General features: G+C 70.2%; 13 protein-coding genes and 1 pseudogene. 7 read left to right on the forward strand and 7 right to left on the reverse strand.

Features of this window, described 5'->3' with window-relative positions:
* Positions 1-86: 86 nt before the first annotated feature.
* The gene (locus B6N23_RS03630) at positions 87-1,037 is read right to left on the reverse strand and encodes an electron transfer flavoprotein subunit alpha/FixB family protein (protein WP_305501938.1); all 951 of its coding nucleotides are present in this window, start codon (positions 1,035-1,037) and stop codon (positions 87-89) included.
* Between the two features lie 14 nt (positions 1,038-1,051).
* Positions 1,052-1,801 carry an electron transfer flavoprotein subunit beta/FixA family protein gene (locus B6N23_RS03635; RefSeq protein ID WP_305501941.1) on the reverse strand — a complete coding sequence of 250 codons (750 nt, stop codon included), beginning with the start codon at positions 1,799-1,801 and terminating at the stop codon, positions 1,052-1,054.
* A 350-nt stretch (positions 1,802-2,151) separates the two neighbouring features.
* Between B6N23_RS03635 and B6N23_RS03640 the strand changes: the two genes are divergently transcribed.
* Entirely contained in the window at positions 2,152-3,816 is a 1,665-nt protein-coding gene (locus B6N23_RS03640; protein WP_305501943.1) for an electron transfer flavoprotein-ubiquinone oxidoreductase, read from the forward strand.
* A 291-nt stretch (positions 3,817-4,107) separates the two neighbouring features.
* On the opposite strand, the gene B6N23_RS03645 is transcribed toward B6N23_RS03640, so the two are convergent.
* The 4 genes and pseudogenes from B6N23_RS03645 to B6N23_RS03660 all read right to left on the reverse strand — a co-directional run bounded on the left by B6N23_RS03645 (position 4,108) and on the right by B6N23_RS03660 (position 8,579).
* The gene (locus tag B6N23_RS03645; RefSeq protein ID WP_305501944.1) at positions 4,108-4,932 is read right to left on the reverse strand and encodes a sulfurtransferase; all 825 of its coding nucleotides are present in this window, start codon (positions 4,930-4,932) and stop codon (positions 4,108-4,110) included.
* Positions 4,929-7,153 (reverse strand): annotated as a pseudogene (locus B6N23_RS03650) (ATP-dependent helicase). The gene B6N23_RS03645 and the pseudogene B6N23_RS03650 overlap by 4 nt, the downstream one beginning before the upstream one ends.
* On the reverse strand, positions 7,150-7,707 hold the full coding sequence (locus tag B6N23_RS03655; RefSeq protein ID WP_169957993.1) for a DUF1285 domain-containing protein: 558 nt from the start codon (positions 7,705-7,707) through the stop codon (positions 7,150-7,152). Before B6N23_RS03655 ends, B6N23_RS03650 begins: the two are co-directional and overlap by 4 nt.
* 23 nt (positions 7,708-7,730) lie before the next feature.
* Positions 7,731-8,579 carry a TatD family hydrolase gene (locus tag B6N23_RS03660; RefSeq protein ID WP_305501947.1) on the reverse strand — a complete coding sequence of 283 codons (849 nt, stop codon included), beginning with the start codon at positions 8,577-8,579 and terminating at the stop codon, positions 7,731-7,733.
* Between the two features lie 168 nt (positions 8,580-8,747).
* Between B6N23_RS03660 and B6N23_RS03665 the strand changes: the two genes are divergently transcribed.
* From B6N23_RS03665 to menH, 3 genes are read left to right on the forward strand one after another with little or no spacing between them, the layout of a single operon-like run.
* A complete protein-coding gene (locus tag B6N23_RS03665) occupies positions 8,748-10,052 on the forward strand; it encodes an isochorismate synthase (RefSeq protein ID WP_305501950.1) in 1,305 nt (434 codons plus the stop codon).
* A 7-nt stretch (positions 10,053-10,059) separates the two neighbouring features.
* Positions 10,060-11,787: a 2-succinyl-5-enolpyruvyl-6-hydroxy-3-cyclohexene-1-carboxylic-acid synthase gene (gene menD, locus B6N23_RS03670; RefSeq protein WP_305501952.1), complete on the forward strand. Its 1,728-nt coding sequence runs from the start codon at positions 10,060-10,062 to the stop codon at positions 11,785-11,787.
* Positions 11,777-12,541 carry a 2-succinyl-6-hydroxy-2,4-cyclohexadiene-1-carboxylate synthase gene (gene menH, locus B6N23_RS03675; RefSeq protein WP_305501954.1) on the forward strand — a complete coding sequence of 255 codons (765 nt, stop codon included), beginning with the start codon at positions 11,777-11,779 and terminating at the stop codon, positions 12,539-12,541. Before menD ends, menH begins: the two co-directional genes overlap by 11 nt.
* Before the next feature lie 18 nt (positions 12,542-12,559).
* Here menH and B6N23_RS03680 read toward each other — a convergent pair whose 3' ends face one another.
* On the reverse strand, positions 12,560-14,029 hold the full coding sequence (locus B6N23_RS03680) for an anion permease (RefSeq protein ID WP_305501956.1): 1,470 nt from the start codon (positions 14,027-14,029) through the stop codon (positions 12,560-12,562).
* 339 nt (positions 14,030-14,368) lie between these two features.
* Here B6N23_RS03680 and frdA point away from each other — a divergent pair, with 339 nt between their 5' ends.
* From frdA to B6N23_RS03695, 3 genes are read left to right on the forward strand one after another with little or no spacing between them, the layout of a single operon-like run.
* Positions 14,369-16,153, forward strand: a complete 1,785-nt coding sequence (frdA, locus tag B6N23_RS03685) for a fumarate reductase (quinol) flavoprotein subunit (protein WP_305501958.1) — start codon at positions 14,369-14,371, stop codon at positions 16,151-16,153.
* Positions 16,150-16,875, forward strand: a complete 726-nt coding sequence (locus tag B6N23_RS03690) for a succinate dehydrogenase/fumarate reductase iron-sulfur subunit (RefSeq protein WP_305501960.1) — start codon at positions 16,150-16,152, stop codon at positions 16,873-16,875. Before frdA ends, B6N23_RS03690 begins: the two co-directional genes overlap by 4 nt.
* A 9-nt stretch (positions 16,876-16,884) precedes the next feature.
* Positions 16,885-17,277 (forward strand): fumarate reductase subunit C, encoded by a 393-nt coding sequence (locus B6N23_RS03695; RefSeq protein ID WP_305501968.1) that lies wholly within the window; start codon positions 16,885-16,887, stop codon positions 17,275-17,277.

Raw genomic sequence — 17,277 nt, forward strand, 5'->3', positions numbered from 1 at the left:
TGGCGACGCCCCATAAAAAACCGGCCCTCGTTCGAGGGCCGGCAACGGTGTGTTCGATGCGCCTGTCGAGAGCAAGGCTCTCTTGCTTACAGCTTGCTTTCCAACTCGGGCAGGGCCTCGAAGAGATCGGCCACGAGTCCATAGTCAGCCACCTGGAAGATCGGCGCCTCCTCGTCCTTGTTGATGGCGACGATCACCTTGGAGTCCTTCATGCCGGCCAGGTGCTGGATGGCACCGGAAATGCCCACGGCGATGTAGAGCTCAGGCGCGACGATCTTACCGGTCTGGCCCACCTGCATGTCATTGGGCACGAAGCCAGCGTCCACTGCGGCGCGGGAGGCCCCGATGGCCGCGCCCAGCTTGTCGGCGATGCCGTCGAGCAGCTTGAAGTTCTCGCCGTTGCCCATGCCGCGGCCACCGGAGATCACCACCCGGGCGGCACCCAGCTCGGGGCGGTCGGACTTGGCCAGCTCCTCCTTGAGGAAGGTGGACTGGGCGTTGTCGGCCCCTTTCGTGAAGGACAGGTCCACCGCCTCGATGGCGGCGCTGCCACCCTCGGTCCCTCTATCAGGGCAGGCATCGAAGCCGGTGGTGCGCACGGTGATCACCTTGAGGGCGTCCTCGCTCTGCACGGTGGCGATGGCGTTGCCGGCGTAGATCGGGCGCTTGAAGGTGTCCGGGGACTCCACCGCGATGATCTCGGAGATCTGGGCGACGTCGCGCAGGGCGGCGACGCGGGGCAGCACGTTCTTGCCGGTGGTGGAGGCGGCCGCCAGCAGGTGAGTGTAATCGCCGGCCAGCTCGTTGAGCAGCGCCGCGGTGGGCTCGGCCAGCAGATGGGCGTAGGCGGCGTGGTCGGCCACGCGCACGCGGGAGACGCCGTCCAGCCTGGCGGCGGCCTCGGCGATGGCGGCGACGTTCTCGCCTGCCACCAGCACGTCGATATCGCCACCGATGGCCTTAGCAGCGGCGACCACATGGGCGGTGGCGCCGGCCAGGGCGCCGTCGTGATGTTCAGCGAGTACCAGAATGCTCATGAGATCCGCTCCTATCAAAGCACTTTGGCTTCGTTCTTGAGTTTGTCGACCAGCTCATCCACGGAGCCCACCTTGACGCCGCCCTGGCGCTCGGCCGGCGGCTCGACCTTGAGCAGCTTGACCTTCGAGGCCACCTCGACGCCGAGATCCGCCGGGGTCTTGACGTCCAGCGGCTTCTTCTTGGCCTTCATGATGTCCGGCAGCTTGGCGTAGCGCGGCTCGTTGAGGCGCAGGTCGGTGGTGACGATGGCGGGCAGGGTCAGCTCGACGGTCTGCAGGCCGCCGTCGACCTCGCGGGTCACCTGTACCTTCTCTCCATCCACGTCCACGGCGGAGGCGAAGGTGCCCTGGGGCAGGCCGGTCAGGGCGGCGAGCATCTGGCCGGTCTGGTTGTTGTCGGTGTCGATGGCCTGCTTGCCGAGGATCACAAGGCCCGGCTGCTCCTCTTCCACCAGCTTGGCCAGCGCCTTGGCGGCGCCCAGGGACTCGACGCGCTCGTCGGTCTCGACGTGGATGGCGCGGTCGGCACCCAGCGCCAGCGCGGTGCGCAGCTGCTCCTGGGCGGCCTTGGGGCCGATGGTCACGGCGACGATCTCGGTCGCCACGCCCTTCTCCTTCAGGCGCACCGCCTCTTCCACGGCGATCTCGCAGAAGGGGTTCATGGCCATCTTGACGTTGGTGAGGTCGACGTCGGAGTGATCCGGCTTGACCCGGATCTTGACGTTGTAGTCGATGACGCGTTTGACCGCGACGAGTACTTTCATGGTGTCCTCGCTTGGCTCTTCGAGTATGGAACCATCCTGGTGACTGGGCGCGACGCTGACCGCCGGCCTCCGCCTGTTGGGGCCGCTTATAACGGGCCGGCATGCCCTTGTTCGAAATTCATGCGAGCGTTTGATAGGCGCCGCACGGATAAACATTTCCAATGTGCCATAGCCGATGGCCCGGCAACAATCCTCTCTTCACCCCCCCTCATCGCCTAATCCACATCGAAGGGGTGACCTGAGTCGGCTATTATGCCTATCATGGAGCCAGGCAAGAAGCAAACGACCGTTTTAATTACTGTCGACGTTGGTAGCAGGCCAGCGGAGGCGGAGCGAGGGAGGAGAAGCAGGTGGAACAGGTAGAACGCGATTCGATGGAGTTCGATGTGGTCATCGTCGGCGCCGGCCCCTCGGGCCTGGCCGCCGCGTGCCGGCTGATGCAGCAGGCCAATGAGGCCGAGCAGGAGCTTTCGGTATGCGTGGTGGAGAAGGGCTCCGAGGTGGGCGCCCATATCCTCTCCGGCGCCGTCTTCGAGCCCCGCGCCCTGGCCGAGCTCTTCCCCGACTGGGAGGCGCGCGGCGCCCCGCTGACCACCCCGGCGACCCGCGACGAGGTGTACCTGCTCAAGGACGCCGAGAAGGCTCAGAAGCTGCCCAACGCCCTGGTGCCGAAGAGCATGCATAACACCGGCGGCGACATGCCCCGCTACGTGATCAGCGCCGGCAACCTGTGCCGCTGGCTGGCCGAGCAGGCCGAGGGCCTGGGCGTGGAGATCTTCCCCGGCTTCGCCGCCCAGGAGGCGATCGTCGAGGAGGGGGTGGTCAAAGGCATCCTGATCGGCGACATGGGCGTGGGCGCCGACGGCGAGCCCAAGGACAGCTACATGCCGGGCATGGAGCTGCGCGCCAAGTACACCCTGTTCGCCGAGGGCGCCCGCGGCCATATCGGCAAGCGCCTGATCCAGCAGTATGACCTGGCGGCCGGCCGCGACCCCCAGCACTACGGCATCGGCCTGAAGGAGCTGTGGGATATCCCCGCCGAGCAGCACGAGCCCGGCCTGGTGCTGCACGGCTCCGGCTGGCCGCTGGACAAGTCCACCCACGGTGGCTGGTTCCTCTACCACGCCGAGAACCAGCAGGTGGTGGTGGGCCTGATCATGGACCTCTCCTACCAGAACCCCTGGCTCTCGCCCTTCGACGAGTTCCAGCGCATGAAGCACCATCCGGTGCTGGCCAAGCACCTCGCGGGCGGCAAGCGCATCGCCTACGGCGCCCGCGCCATCACCAAGGGCGGCCTCAACTGCCTGCCGAAGATGACCTTCCCGGGTGGCCTCTTGATCGGCTGCGACGCCGGCACCCTCAACTTCGCCAAGATCAAGGGGCTGCACACCGCCATGAAGTCGGGCCTGGTGGCCGCCGAGGCGGTGTTCGAAGCCATCAAGGGGGGTGACGAGGGGGGCGCCGAGCTGACCGCCTTCACCGAGAAGTGGGAGGCGAGCTGGGCCTACGCCGAGCTCAAGGAGAGCGCGAGCTTCGGCCCGGCGATCCACAAGTACGGTACCGTGGGCGGCGGCGCCTACAACTTCGTCAACCAGCTGCTCGGCGGCAAGCTGCCCAACGTCCACGACACCACGCCGGATCACGCAGCGCTCAAGCCGGCCGCCGAATTCGAGAAGATCGACTACCCCAAGCCCGACGGCAAGCTCTCCTTCGACAAGCTCTCCTCGGTGTTCCTGTCGAACACCAACCACGAGGAGGATCAGCCCTGCCACCTGCGCCTGGCGGACCGTGAGCTTCCGATCCGCGACAACCTGCCGACCTATGCCGAGCCTGCCCAGCGCTACTGCCCGGCCGGGGTCTACGAGGTGATCGAGGGGGACGACGGCAAGCCGCAGTTCCAGATCAACTTCCAGAACTGCGTGCACTGCAAGACCTGCGATATCAAGGACCCGGCCCAGAACATCACCTGGGTGGCGCCGGAAGGCGGCGGCGGACCCAACTACCCGAATATGTAGGCATCCAGCAACCTCGCCGAGGTCGTTGCTTCTGATGGAAAGTGGCCACTGAGGCTGTTGATTGTGGTGGGAGCAACGCTTTGCGGAGCGAATGGAGACCGAAGGGCTCCCAGGCGGTGTTCGCCAACGCAAGCGACACCGCCGAGGCGCCTGCGGCGCCATTCGCCCGGCAGAGCCGAGCTCCCACCAGTGATGACAAACCTTGGCAACGCAGCCATTCGCCCGGCGGAGCCGAGCTCCCACCATCCCACCAGTAGCCTCGAGCCTCAGCGAGGCTACTGGGTGCGGACGCTACTCGCCGGTGGCCACCTCTCGCGACGGGTCGCGAATCCATTCGCTCCAGGAGCCGGGGTAGAGCCGCGGCAGCGGGCGGCCGGCCACGGCGTAAGCCAGGATGTTATGGCAGGCGGTGACGCCGGAGCCGCAGTAGGCGATCACCGCCTCGGCCTCCGGCAGCTCCCGCGCGAGCTCGGCGGCGGACTTGAAGCGACCGAAGGGGGTCAGGTTGTCGGCGCTGGGTCGACACACCGCCGCGGGGATATGCCCCGCCACCGGATCGATGGGCTCGACCTCGCCGCGGAAGCGCTCGCGGCTGCGCGCATCCACCAGCAGCGCCCCGCTCGCCTGAAGCCCGACGGCGTCCACCCACTGGTCGTCACGGAACTCCGGCACCCAGCGGCTGGCAGGCGGCGCGGCACGGTCGCCTTCCGAGAGCTCCTCACCGGCCCCCAGCCAGGCCTTGATGCCGCCATCGAAGACCCGCACCTCCGGATGGCCGGCCCAGCAGGCCAGCATCCACCAGGCCCGCGCCGCGGCCAGCTGCCCCCCCATATCGTCATAGAGCACCACCGGCACCTCGGGCGTGATGCCGAGGCGCTGCAGCGTCGCGGTGAAGGCCTCGCGGCTCGGCAGCGGGTGGCGACCGCCCTGCCCCGGCGGACCCGCCAGATCGCGGTCCAGGTCGAGGTGGTAGCTGCCGGGCAGATGGGCCTCCCACCACAGGGTGTGGCCGGCATCGGGATCGCCCAGGCGGGCACGGCAGTCCAGCAGCCTCGGCGGCAGGCGACTGTCGACGGCCTCGGCCAGTTCGGAAGCGGTGATCAAGGGGGGGCTCATGGGCGGTCTCCTTCCAGCAGTTCGATGGGCGCCCGGCGCGCGATCAGGCGCCGGCGGCCGGCATGGCGGAAGCGCACCTCGATCACCGGGTTGTCCGGGTCGCCCTCCACCAGGTCGATCTCGCCCTCACCAAAGACAGCATGGCGCAGGCGCTGCCCCACGTCGAAGGCGCGATAGTCGACGGTACCCTCGGCCACCCCCGGCGAGGCCGCCGAGGCCAGCGGCAGCGAGGTGCCGAGCCTCGCCAGATAGCGCTCGACCAGGACGGGACGCGACACTGCCAGCGGCGCCTCGGCCCTGGCGGCCGGCGCTGGCGGCTCCTCGTCAAGCCGCTCGGCCACCCGCTGGCACTCCTCCCAGGCGCTCTCGGCGAGGAAGCGGCTCGGCCGGTGGTCGCCACCGTCGTGGAGCAGCAGCAGCCGCTCCCGGGCCCGGGTGATGGCCACGTAGAAGAGCCGGCGCTCCTCCTCCAGACGCTGGGCGGTCAAGGGGTTGTCGCGGCTGTAGTGGGGAAAGTCCTGCTCGTTGGCCCCGGCCAGCGCCACCAGCGGCCACTCCAGCCCCTTGGCGCCGTGCACCGTGGTGATCAGCACGCCCTGTGCATCGCTCTGCACCGGCCGCTGCAGCAGTTCGATGAAGGCCGCCGGGTCGTTGCGAGCTCGGCGAGCTCGGCGGCCTGCTCCAGCAGCACGTCGAGCAGCCGCACGTCCTCCTCGCCCTTGTCACGCCGGGCCGCGGCGCGCTTGAGCACCTTCTCGGCCTCCACCGCCTCCACCACGTGCTCGAGCAGCCGCGCGGGCGGCCAGGCCGAGCGCTTGGGCAGCTCGCAGAGCAGCGCCCAGCGCTTCTTGAGGGTGCGCTGCTGGTGGGGCTTGAGGCCGGCCAGCAGCGGGTCGTGGCGCTCCGGCCAGCGCTGGGTGTCGGCCAGCACGGCGGCGAGGCGCTCCAGTCGCTCCCGGGCCACGAAGGGGGTCGGCTGGCTCAGCAGCAACGCCAGGTGGGCGGGATCTGCCAGCAGGGCCGGTTCCCGCGCCAGGCGCAGGTAGCCGGCCAGGGCCTGGACCAGCGGCAGGCGGAAGACGAAGCGATCCTGGCGCGAGAGCCGGAAGGGTATTCCCTCGCGCAGCAGCGCCAGCTGCAGCGGCACCGAGAGCGACCAGCTGCGCACCAGCACGCAGGCCTCGCTGAGCCGGCGGCCATCCGCCTGCCAGGCCGACAGGGCCTCGAGCAGGGCTCGGCTGCCCTGGGCCTGGGCCAGGCGGGTCTTCGGGTTGCCCGGTGCGGCCAGGCAGAGCTGGTCGGGGCGGCGCCGATTGGCCTCGATGGCGTGGTTGGCGGCCAGGGCCAGGGCGTGGCCATGGCGAAAGGTGGTGGAGAGTGGGTAGTCGAGCGCGGCGCCGAAGGTGGCGGTGAAGCGCTCCAGCATGGTGTCCGGATGGGCGCCGCGCCACTCGTAGATGCACTGGTTGGCGTCGCCCACCGCCATCACCTCGGCGCGATCACCGGCCAGCACCGCCAGCAGGCGCTGCTGGGCGACGTTGATGTCCTGGTACTCGTCGATGATCACGTGGTCGAGAAAGCCCTGCACGCGACTGCGTAGCCTGTCGTCGGCCTCCAGGGCGCGCAGCGGGCGGTAGGGCAGGTCCGCATAGCCCATCAGGCCATGCTCGTCGAGCAGCGCCTCGGCGTGGTCGAAGGCCACCACGAAGTGCTCGGTGGCCTCGCCGAAATCGAGCCGCGCGTAGAGCTCCGCCGGCGGCAGCATCTCGGCCTTCACCAGGGCGCAGAAGTGGGCCAGGGCCTCGAGGCGTTCGGCGTCCAGGGCCGCTTCTCCCGCCTCGGGGCTATCGACCAGGGCGCGCTGGGTGGCCTGGCGCAGCAGCCGCTCGGCCTGCCAGTCGGCGGTGAGCAGCGTGCGCGGCGAGAGCGCCCCCCAGCGGGTCAGGCTGGCGGTGAGGCGGTGACCCAGGGAGTGGAAGGTACGCACGTCGGGCAGCGTCTGCCCGGCAGGCGCCATGGCGGCCAGGCGCGCCTGAAAATCCTCGCGGGCCGAGCGGTTGAACATCAGCACCAGGATCCGCTCCGGCGCCACGCCCCGGGCCAGCAGCTGCAGCACCCGGGCCACCATGGTGGTGGTCTTGCCCGAGCCGGCCACCGCCGCCACCCGTGCGTGACCGCCCGCGTGCTCGACGACGGCACGCTGTTCGGGGGTCAGCCTCACGCCGTGTCGCCGCTGTCCAGGCGCCCCAGGGGCTGCCAGACGCCGGCGCTGACCAGGCCCAGCTCCTCGCCGCCGCCTTGCAGCGGGCGGTGCTCGGCGGCCTCCACCAGCCGGTAGTAGACGTTGCGCCCGAGGCGCGCGGCGAGGCCGAAGCGTACCGGCACCTCGGGCACCGTCTCGCCGGCAGGCGTCTCGCTCAGCGACAGGCGGAGGTCCTCGCCCAGCGCCAGACGGTCGCCGACGTTGGTGGTGAGCCACCAGGTGCCCTGTGCATCCGGGTCGGCGTCCACCACCACGAAGGGACGATCCTCCACCCGGATGAACTGCTTCTCGGCCGGGGTCACCAGGGCATGGCGGCCGTCATCCTCGCGGCGCAGGATCGTCGAGAGCAGCCGCACCAGTCGCGGACGTGCGATCGGCGTCCCCTCATGGAGCCAGCGTCCGTCGGCGACGATCACCAGGTCCATCTCGCCGACCTGCTCGGGATGCCAGAGATCCACCGGCGGGATCTCGCCCTCGGGATCGAGTTGGGCCAGCAGCGGGTCGAGGTTCATGGTGGCTCCAGCCTTGCAGTGAATCAGCCCAGCAGGCCCGCGCCGCGCAGCGTCTCGCGCAGCTCGGCGGGCGCCTCAGGGGCCGCGGCCCGGAACAGGCGGTAGAAGTTGGCGGTGGTCTGCATGGCAACCTCCTCCACGCTGATGCCTCGCTCGGCGGCGATGCACTCGGCGACCTCCACCACCCAGGCCGGCTCGTTGGGCTTGCCGCGATGGGGCACTGGCGCCAGGTAGGGGCTGTCGGTCTCGATCAGCAGCCGATCCAGCGGCACCTTGCGCGCCACCTCGCGCAGCGCCTCGGCGTTGCGGAAGGTGACGATGCCGGAGAGCGAGATGTAGAAGCCGTGGCGCACCGCCTCCCGGGCCATTTCGAGATCCTCGGTAAAGCAGTGCAGCACGCCGCCGATGGCCGGGTCGGTGTGCTCGCGGATCATCGCCAGGGTCTCCTCGCGGGCCTCCCGGGTGTGGATGATCACCGGCAGCTCGAGTTCGGTGGCGGCGATCAGCTGGCGGCGGAAGCGCTCGCGCTGCACCTCGCGGGAGGGCACCTTGTCCGGCGCCTTCTCCAGATAATGGTAGTCCAGGCCACACTCGCCGATGGCCACGGCGCCGAAGCGCTCGGCGGCCTCCTTGATCGCCTCGAGGCTCGGTTCCTCGGCGACGCTGTGCAGCGGGTGAACCCCGGCGGAGATCACCACGTCGTCATGCTCCCGGGCGATGGCCGCCACGCCGGGCACCTCGTCGAGGGTGACGCCGATGGCCAGGAACTGCTTCACCCCCCGGGCACGGGCGGCATCCAGGGCGGCGGCGAGGTCACCGCCGTGGGTACGTGGGTCGAGGCGGTCGAGATGGCAGTGGGAATCGACGAACATCGGGGCTCTTCTTCATCGTTCAACATCGAGCCAGGCAGGGTACCACGAAAGCGCCGCGGCGATGGACAAAAGGGCCGCCGCGCCGCGCGCCACCGCGGCCGGCCCGGCTTCTCATCGCCCGGGCCATCCAGTATTCTGCTCGCTCACTTCATGGACCGAACGGACGACATGCGAGTACCTCCCCGTATCATGCGGCGCCTGGACACGCTGGGGAAACGCCCGCCGAGCGGACTCCTTCGCCTGACCTGGCGCGTCGACATCGACAGTCCCCTGGACTGGCTCCGCGCCCAGCCGCTGCTGCCCCGCCTGTACTGGCGCTCGCGCGGCCCCGACGCCGTCGAGCATGCGGCGGTCGGCGCCGCCGACGAGCGCCCGGCCGAGGACGGCCTGCCGCCCGCCCTGCCCGCCTGCCTGGAGGACGCGGAAGCCCGCTACTTCGGGGGCCTGGCCTTCGACCCCCGGGACGCCGGCTGGCAAGGGTTCGGCGCCGGCCGCTTCGTGCTGCCACGCCTGGAGCTGGTGCGGCGCAAGCATGCCGCCGAGCTGTGCCTGAACCTGCTCTTCGACGGCCGCGATCCCGACGCGGAGCTGGAAGCCGCCCGCGCGGCGCTGCTGGCCCTGCGCGATGCGCGGCCCGCCGAGCCGCTGTCGCCGGTCGTCACCGGGCGCCACGACACCCCCTGCCGCGACGACTGGGCCGGCTGGGTCGACCGGGCCACCTCGTCCGAGGAACAGGCCCGGGCCGCCAAGGTGGTGCTGTCGCGGCAGAGCCGGCTGCTCACCCGCGTCCCCGTCGATCCCTGGGTGCTGCTGGACGCCTGGCGCCGGCGTGCCCGGCACTGCTTCCATTTCGGCTTCCAGTTCTCCCCGGAGGCAACCTTCATCGGCTGCTCGCCGGAACGCCTCTACCGGCGCGACGGCGCCCGGCTGCTCAGCGAGGCGCTGGCCGGCACCTGCCGGCGCGACGGCGACGCCGCCCGGGACGCGGCCCTGGCGGCCACCCTGCTCGCCGATCCCAAGAACCGCCGGGAGAACCAACTGGTGCACGCCGACATCCTGGCGCGCCTCGCCCCGCTCGCCCGCCACGCCAGCCTCGCCGAGCCCGGCGTCGTCAGGCTGCGCGCGCTGCAGCACATCCGGCGCGACATCGAGGCCGAGCTGCATCCCTGGGTGCGCGACCGGCACCTGCTGGCCGCGCTGCATCCCACGCCGGCGGTCGGCGGCACGCCCCGCGACGCGGCGCTGGCGTTCATCCGCCGCCACGAGCGCCACCGGCGTGGCTGGTACGCCGGCGCCTGCGGCATGCTGAGCCGCGAGGCCGCCGAACTGACGGTGGCGATCCGCTGCGCCCTGGTCACCGCCGAGGCAGTGAGCCTCTACGCCGGCGCCGGCATCGTCGACGGCTCCGTCCCCGACGACGAGTGGGACGAGCTGGAGGCCAAGATCGCCGACGTCATGTCCCTGCTGGTATGAGACCGCCATGTCCAACGACGCCGCCACGCCCCCCTTTCCCCGCCACCACGACACCTTCAACCATCTGTGGGCCGCGCTGCTGCTGGAGGAGCTGTACCGCCACGGCGTGCGCGACCTGGCGCTGGCGCCCGGCTCGCGCTCCTCGCCGCTGACCATGGCCGCCGCGGCCCACCCGGGGCTGCGCCGCCACCTGCACTTCGACGAGCGCGGCCTGGGCTTTCTGGCGCTGGGCCTGGCCAGGAGCTCCCGCCGCCCGGTCGCCATCGTCACCACCTCGGGCACGGCGGTCGCCAACCTGTTGCCGGCCGTGGTGGAGGCTCACCTGAGCGGCGTCCCCCTCGTGCTGCTCTGCGCCGACCGCCCGCCGGAGCTGTTCGACAACGGCAGCAACCAGGCGATCGACCAGCGCGACCTGTTCGCCCGCCACGTGGCGTTCCACCGCGACCTGCCCAGCCCCGCCCCCGACATCGCCGCCGCCTTCGTGCTCGGCACGGTGGATCAGGCCATGGCCAGCCAGCGCCTGGCGCCCGGTCCCATCCACCTCAACTGCCGCTACCCCGAGCCGCTCTACCCCGGCGACCGGGCCATCGACGCCGGCGACTACCTGGCGCCGCTGGGCGACTGGCCCCGCGACCGGCGCCCCTGGGGGCCTTGGGTCGCCACGCCGCCGGGCTGCCCCGTGCAGCCGGACTGGGAGGCGTTTCGCGGAAGACGCGGCCTGATCGTCGCCGGACGCATCGACGAGCCCGAGCGGGCCCGCGCGGTGGCCGAGGCGTCCGAGCGCCTCGGCTGGCCGCTGTTCGCCGACCTGCAGAGCCAGATCCGCTTCGATGCGCGCAACCTGATCCACGGCGACCTGGCGCTCCACGACGCGGCCTTCGTCGCCGAGCTGTCGCGGGCCGAGGTGCTGCTGCAGTTCGGCGGGCGCCTGATCTCCAAGCGCCTGAGCCGCTTCATCGCCCATCATCCCTGGCGCGACTACTGGCTGGTGGACCCCCTGCCCGCCCGCCTCGACCCCGACCACCGGGTGCGTCGCCGCCTGACCTGCCGGGCGGACGACTTCCTCGCCGTCCACCCCGCGCCGCCCGCCGATGCGCCCTGGCACCAGCTGCCAGCGCGGCAGAGGCGGGCCAGCGAGCACGTCGAACGCGCCTGCGGGCGCTTCTCGGAGCTGGGCGTCTGTCATCGACTGAGCCGCCTCGCCGAGGGGCTGCTGGTGGTCGGCAACAGCCTGCCGGCGCGGCTGATGGACATGCTGGGCGGCGCCGGCACGGGCCCGGCGCGGGTGCTGGTCAACCGCGGCGCCTCCGGCATCGACGGCCTGATCGCCACCGCCTGCGGCGCCGCCCGGGGCAGCGGGATGCCGACGACCCTGCTGCTCGGCGACCTGAGCGCCCTGCACGACCTCAACAGCCTGGCACTGCCGAATCGGGACGGGCCGCCGCTGGTGGTGATCGTGCTCAACAACGACGGCGGCAGCATCTTCCACATGCTGCCGGTGCCCGACCGGGGCGAGCTGCTCGATGCCTGCTATCGCCTGCCCCACGGGCTGTCGTTCGCCCGGGCCGCCGCCATGTTCGGCCTGGACTACGCGGCGCCGGAGACGCTGGAGGCCTTCGAGGAGAGCTACCGGAACGCCCTGCGCCGGGGCGCCACGCTGATCGAGGTCCGCGTGCCCAGCCGGCAGGTGGCCGAGGATCTCGAGGCCCTGGGAGCCCGGCTGCGTGAGCGCTGAAGCGCGCACCGCGACGCCCATCGTGCTGCTGCACGGCCTGCTGGGCGAGCGCCGCGACTGGGACGCGCTCATCGCGCGGCTGGACGGCCTCAGGTGCCTGGCCCTCGACCTGCCGGGTCACGGCGACAATCGCCGGCTGCACGTCCGCTCCTTCGACGAGGCCCGGCGCTGGCTGTGCGGCGAGCTGGAGAGGCGCGGCATCCGGCGCTACCGCCTGCTGGGCTACTCCCTCGGCGGGCGGCTGGCACTCCATCACGCCAGCCATCGGCCCGCCGGACTCGGGGTGCTGATGCTGGAGAGCGCGCACCCGGGCCTGCCCGAGCAGCAGCGCCCGGCGCGCCTCGCCCACGACGACGCCTGGGCCGAGCGCTTCGAGGAGGAGCCGCTGGAGAGCGTGCTGACCGACTGGTATCGCCAGCCGGTCTTCGCCGATCTGGACGAGTCGACCAGAACCCGCCAGGTCGCCAGGCGGCTCGGCAACCACGGCCCGGCCGTGGCGGCCATGCTGCGCGCCACCTCGCTGGGCCGGCAGCCCGCGCTCGGCGCATGGCTGGCGGGCACCGGGCTGCCGGTCTGGTATCTCTCGGGGAGTCGCGACGCGAAGTTCCACGGCATCGGCTCGGAGCTGGCCCGGCGCTGCCGCCGTCTCAGGCACCTGAGCCTGCCCGGGGGGCACGATCTGCACCTCGACCGCCCCGACGACGTGGCCGAGGCGGTACGCGCCTGGTGCCGCGACGGCGCCGGCGATCCGTGAGGGTGAGCGCTCAGCGCGTCACAGGATCAGCGCCAGCCAGGGCATGCCAATCGCCAGCCAGACCACCAGGAACAGCAGCCCGAAGATCGCCCCGAGGCGCCAGAAGAGTGCGCTGGGCAGATAGCCGCTGCCATAGTAGACCGGGCTCGGGCCGGTGCCGTAGGGGGTCAGGATGCCCATGAAGCCCAGGGTCGGCAGCAGCAGCAGCACGAACATCTGCATGTCGAGGCCCTGAATGCCCGAGGCGGCGGCGAGGATCACCGGCAGCAGCGCCGTCACGTGGGCGGTGATGCTGGCGAAGAAGTAGTGCAGGGCGTAGAACAGCACGACCAGCGCCACCATGGCCATCAGCGGGTTGAAGTGGCTGATCTGCCCACCCACCACGGTGCCGAACCAGTGCACGAAGCCCACCTGGCTCAGCCCGCCCGCCAGCGCCACCAGCGTGGCGAACCATACCAGAGTGTTCCAGGCCGGATTGTTGTTGAGGATATCGTCCCAGGTGACGATGCCGGTCAGCAGCATGCCGCAAATCACCACCAGCCCTACCAGCGATGCGGAGATGATGTCGCCGCCAAAGATCCACAGCAGCAGGGCCGTGACGACCATCAGCACCAGCACGATCTCCTTGCGAGTGAGAGCGCCCAGCTTCTTGAGTTCGTCTCTCGCCCAGTCGGAGACTTCATGGCCCGCCTTCACTTCGGGGGCGCATAGCCAGTAGCACAGCAGCGGTACCAGAAGCAGCAGCAGGATACCCGCCGGGGCAATCGCCATGAACCACTGTCCCCAGTTGACCTGAATGCCGGTGGCGCTCTCGGTCAGCGCGATGGCCAACAGGTTCGGGGCCATGGCGGTCAGAAACAGCGAACTGGTAACGCAGGTAGAGGCCAGCGCCGTCCACATCAAGAAGCTGCCCATACGCTTCATGCTCGGGTCATTGGGATGCGAATCGTAAAGGGGCGGAAGGTTGCGAATGACCGGATAGATGGTGCCCGCACTACGCGCCGTATTGGAGGGTGTGAAAGGGGCAAGAATGGTATCCGAGATCATCACCGCGTAGCCAAGCGTCAGGGTGCGCCTGCCCATGGCGTTCACGAGCCAGAGGGAAATGCGTCTGCCGAGGCCGGTCTTCTCATAGCCCAGGGCGAACATGAAGGCGCCGAAGATCAGCCACACGGTGGAGTTGGTGAACCCGGACACCGCCCAGGCAAAGGCCTGGTTGGCCGCGTTGAAGTTGGGCGCCGCGAGCTGCTCCGGCGAGAACAGCACCCAGGGCGCGAGCAGCGCCGCCGCGGTGACGCCGATCAGCCCGATCACCGCCCCCGGCAGGGGCTCGAGGATCAGGCCCACCACGCAGCCGAGGAAGATGGCGAAGAAATACCAGGCGTGGGGAGACAGCCCGTCGGGGGTCGGCCACAGCGCCACTACGACGGTGACGATGAGCGGCGCCAGAGACTTCCAGGAGGGGAAAGATATCCCGTTGAGGTTCATGAGCCGTTCCTTTCGTTGTCGTTTGCCAGCCGTTGTCGTTGACCAGCCGTTGCGAGACATGACGTACCGGGAACGTCGAGAGACGGGACGTCTGCTCCACTCCCTAGACGGAGGCTAGGTGACGAACCCCCAGCGGAGAAGCCGAAACGGGAGCAATCTTGACGTGCGTCAAGACCGGCATGCATAAGGATGCGCTCAAGTGGTCCCCTCTCGGAGCTGCATGCTAGACTCGATTCGAGACGTACGCCAACCGAGCTACGCGGACTCCCGCCGGCCCTTCGCGGCCGATGCCGCAACCCGGGCGCGGGAGACCAAGGACCGGACAGGGGCCGCATCACCATGCAGCATCGAGATTTCGATATCGTCATCGTGGGGGGAGGCGGAGCCGGACTGCGCGCCGCGATCGCCGCCGCCGAGCAGGCCAGGAGCGACCATCGGCCACAGCGCGTCGCCCTGCTCTCCAAGGTCTATCCCATGCGTTCGCACACGGTGGCCGCCGAGGGCGGAGCCGCCGCGGTCACCAGTCCGGACGACACGCTGCAGGCGCACTTCGACGACACCGTGTCCGGCGGCGACTGGCTCGTCGAACAGGGCGTGGCGGACTACTTCGTGCGCCACGCCCACCGGGAGCTGGTGCAGATGGAGCGCTGGGGCTGTCCCTGGAGCCGCAGGGACGACGGCAACGTGCAGGTACGCCGGTTCGGCGGCATGAAGACCGCCAGGACCTGGTTCGCGGCGGACAAGACCGGCTTCCACATGCTGCATACCCTGTTCCAGACCTCGCTGAAATACCCCGAGATCGAGCGGCTCGACGAGTACTTCGTCCTCGACCTGGCCGTCCACGACGGCGCCGTGGCCGGCATCGTCGCCCTGGAGGTGGCCACCGGCGAGATGGTGCTGCTGCGCGCCAGGTCCGTGATCCTGGCCACCGGCGGAGCGGGACGGCTGTTCCGCTTCAACACCAACGCCGGCATCGTCACCGGCGACGGCATGGCCATCGCCTATCGCCACGGCGTCGCCCTGCGCGACATGGAGTTCGTGCAGTATCACCCCACCGGCCTGCCCGGCTCCGGCATCCTGATCACCGAGGCCTGCCGCGGCGAGGGCGGCATCCTGCTGAACAAGGACGGCTACCGCTACCTTCAGGACTACGGCCTCGGCCCCGAGACCCCGCTGGGCCAGCCGCAGAACAAGTACATGGAGCTCGGTCCCCGGGACAAGCTGTCCCAGGCCTTCTGGCAGGAGCAGCAGGCGGGGCGCACCGGCACCTTCGCCGGCAGCGACGTGGTCTATCTCGACCTGCGCCACCTGGGCGAGGCCTTCCTGCACGAGCGGCTGCCCTTCATCTGCGAGCTCGCCAAGGCCTACATCAACGTCGACCCGGTGCGCGAGCCCATTCCGATCCGCCCGGCGGTGCACTACACCATGGGCGGCATCGAGACCGACCCGCAGTGCGAGACCAGCGTGGCAGGGCTGTTCGCCGCCGGAGAGTGCGCCTCGGTGGGGCTGCACGGCGCCAACCGGCTCGGCTCCAACTCGCTCACCGAGCTGCTGGTCTTCGGCCGCCTGGCCGGGGAGCGGGCCAGCCAGCGCGCGGCCCGGACGGAGTTCGCCGACCCGCGCGCCCTGCGGGAGCAGGCCGACGACCAGCGCGCCCGGCTGGCCCGGATGTGCGACGGCCGCGAGAGCGAGCACTGGGTCGAACTCAAGCGCGAGCTGGTTCAGGCCATGGAGTCGGGCTGCGGCATCTACCGCACCGAGGACGGCATGGGCCACGCCCTGCAGACCGTGCGCCGGCTGCGGGAGCGCTACCGCGAGATCAGGGTCGGGGACACCAGCAAGGTCTACAACACCGAGCTGCTGGAGTGCATCGAGCTCGGCTTCGGCCTGGACATCGCCGAGGCGACCTGCCTGGGCGCCCTGGAGCGGCGGGAGTCGCGCGGCGCCCACCAGCGCCTCGACGAAGGCATGCAGGCGCGGGACGACGACCGCTACCTGCGGCACAGCCAGGTCTTCCATCGCCACGACGGCCCGGCCGAGCTGCGCTGGCAGGAGGTGGACACCCGCTTCTCCGCTCCCGCGGCACGGGTCTATGGCGACGCCGGCAAAGGATCAAGCGCATGACCACCAAGCAGATCAGCATCAGACGCTATCTTCCCGAGCGCGACGACGCTCCCTTCTGGCAGCCGTTCGAGGTGCCAGTCGACGACAGCACCTCGCTGCTGGACGCGCTCCATCACGTCAAGGAGAGCCTGGACGGCAGCCTGAGCTACCGCTGGTCGTGCCGCATGGCGATCTGCGGCTCCTGCGGGGTGATGGTGAACGGCATTCCCAAGCTGGGCTGCAAGACCTTCCTGCGCGACTACGACGGAGAGATCCGCATCGAGCCGCTGGCCCACTTCCCGGTGCGTCGCGACCTGGTCGTCGACATGGAGATCTTCCTCGAGCACCTGGCCGCCGTGAAGCCCTACCTGATCGACGACGCCCAGACCCAGGAGACGGCCGAGACCTACCGGCAGACGCCGCAGCAGCTCGCCCGCTACCGGCAGTTCTCCAACTGCATCAACTGCGGGCTGTGCTACTCGGCCTGTCCGCAGTTCGGCCTCAATCCGGAGTTCCTGGGCCCGGCGGCGCTGACCCTCGCCCACCGCTACAACCTCGACAGCCGCGACCGGGGCAAGGCGCAGCGCATGCCCGAGCTCAACCGCCACGACGGCGTCTGGAGCTGCACCTTCGTCGGCTTCTGCTCCCAGGTCTGCCCGAAGCACGTCGACCCGGCCGCCGCCGTCAACCAGGGCAAGGTGGAAGCCGCCAAGCATACGCTGATCGCGCTGTTCAAAGGTTAAGGAGATCGCATGCACAAGCCGCCGAGAGCCCATCCGCCGCTGCCGCGGAACTGGTGGCTCAAGCACCGCTTCTTCATCGCCTACATGGCGCGGGAGGCCACGGTGCTGCCGCTGGTGTTCTTCATCGTCTGCCTGCTGGCCGGCACCCTCGCCCTCTCGCGAGGCCCCGACGCCTGGCAGGGCTGGCTCGGCTTCATGGGATCGCCGCCGGTCGTCGCCCTCAACGCGCTGGCACTGGTGGCCAGCCTCTATCACGCCTGGACCTTCTTCCAGCTCTTCCCCCGCGTGATGCCGCTGCGCCTGGGAGATCGCAGCGTCCCGGCCAGCCTCATGGTGGCGGGCCAGTGGGCGGGAGTGCTGGCCGTGCTGCTGCTGTTCGTCTGGGTATTCGGGAGGGCATGA

The organism is Halomonas alkalicola, assembly GCF_030704205.1.
GTDB classification, from domain to species: domain Bacteria; phylum Pseudomonadota; class Gammaproteobacteria; order Pseudomonadales; family Halomonadaceae; genus Halomonas; species Halomonas alkalicola.

Excerpts from the sequence above, each read along its gene's own strand:
- B6N23_RS03665 (WP_305501950.1), top strand. The coding sequence starts at position 8,748 with ATGCGAGTACCTCCCCGTATCATGCGGCGCCTGGACACGCTGGGGAAA.
- B6N23_RS03645 (WP_305501944.1), bottom strand. The coding sequence starts at position 4,932 with ATGAGCCCCCCCTTGATCACCGCTTCCGAACTGGCCGAGGCCGTCGAC.
- B6N23_RS03635 (WP_305501941.1), bottom strand. The coding sequence starts at position 1,801 with ATGAAAGTACTCGTCGCGGTCAAACGCGTCATCGACTACAACGTCAAG.
- menD (WP_305501952.1), top strand. The coding sequence starts at position 10,060 with ATGTCCAACGACGCCGCCACGCCCCCCTTTCCCCGCCACCACGACACC.
- frdA (WP_305501958.1), top strand. The coding sequence starts at position 14,369 with ATGCAGCATCGAGATTTCGATATCGTCATCGTGGGGGGAGGCGGAGCC.
- B6N23_RS03680 (WP_305501956.1), bottom strand. The coding sequence starts at position 14,029 with ATGAACCTCAACGGGATATCTTTCCCCTCCTGGAAGTCTCTGGCGCCG.
- B6N23_RS03660 (WP_305501947.1), bottom strand. The coding sequence starts at position 8,579 with ATGTTCGTCGATTCCCACTGCCATCTCGACCGCCTCGACCCACGTACC.
- B6N23_RS03690 (WP_305501960.1), top strand. The coding sequence starts at position 16,150 with ATGACCACCAAGCAGATCAGCATCAGACGCTATCTTCCCGAGCGCGAC.
- B6N23_RS03655 (WP_169957993.1), bottom strand. The coding sequence starts at position 7,707 with ATGAACCTCGACCCGCTGCTGGCCCAACTCGATCCCGAGGGCGAGATC.
- B6N23_RS03630 (WP_305501938.1), bottom strand. The coding sequence starts at position 1,037 with ATGAGCATTCTGGTACTCGCTGAACATCACGACGGCGCCCTGGCCGGC.
- B6N23_RS03695 (WP_305501968.1), top strand. The coding sequence starts at position 16,885 with ATGCACAAGCCGCCGAGAGCCCATCCGCCGCTGCCGCGGAACTGGTGG.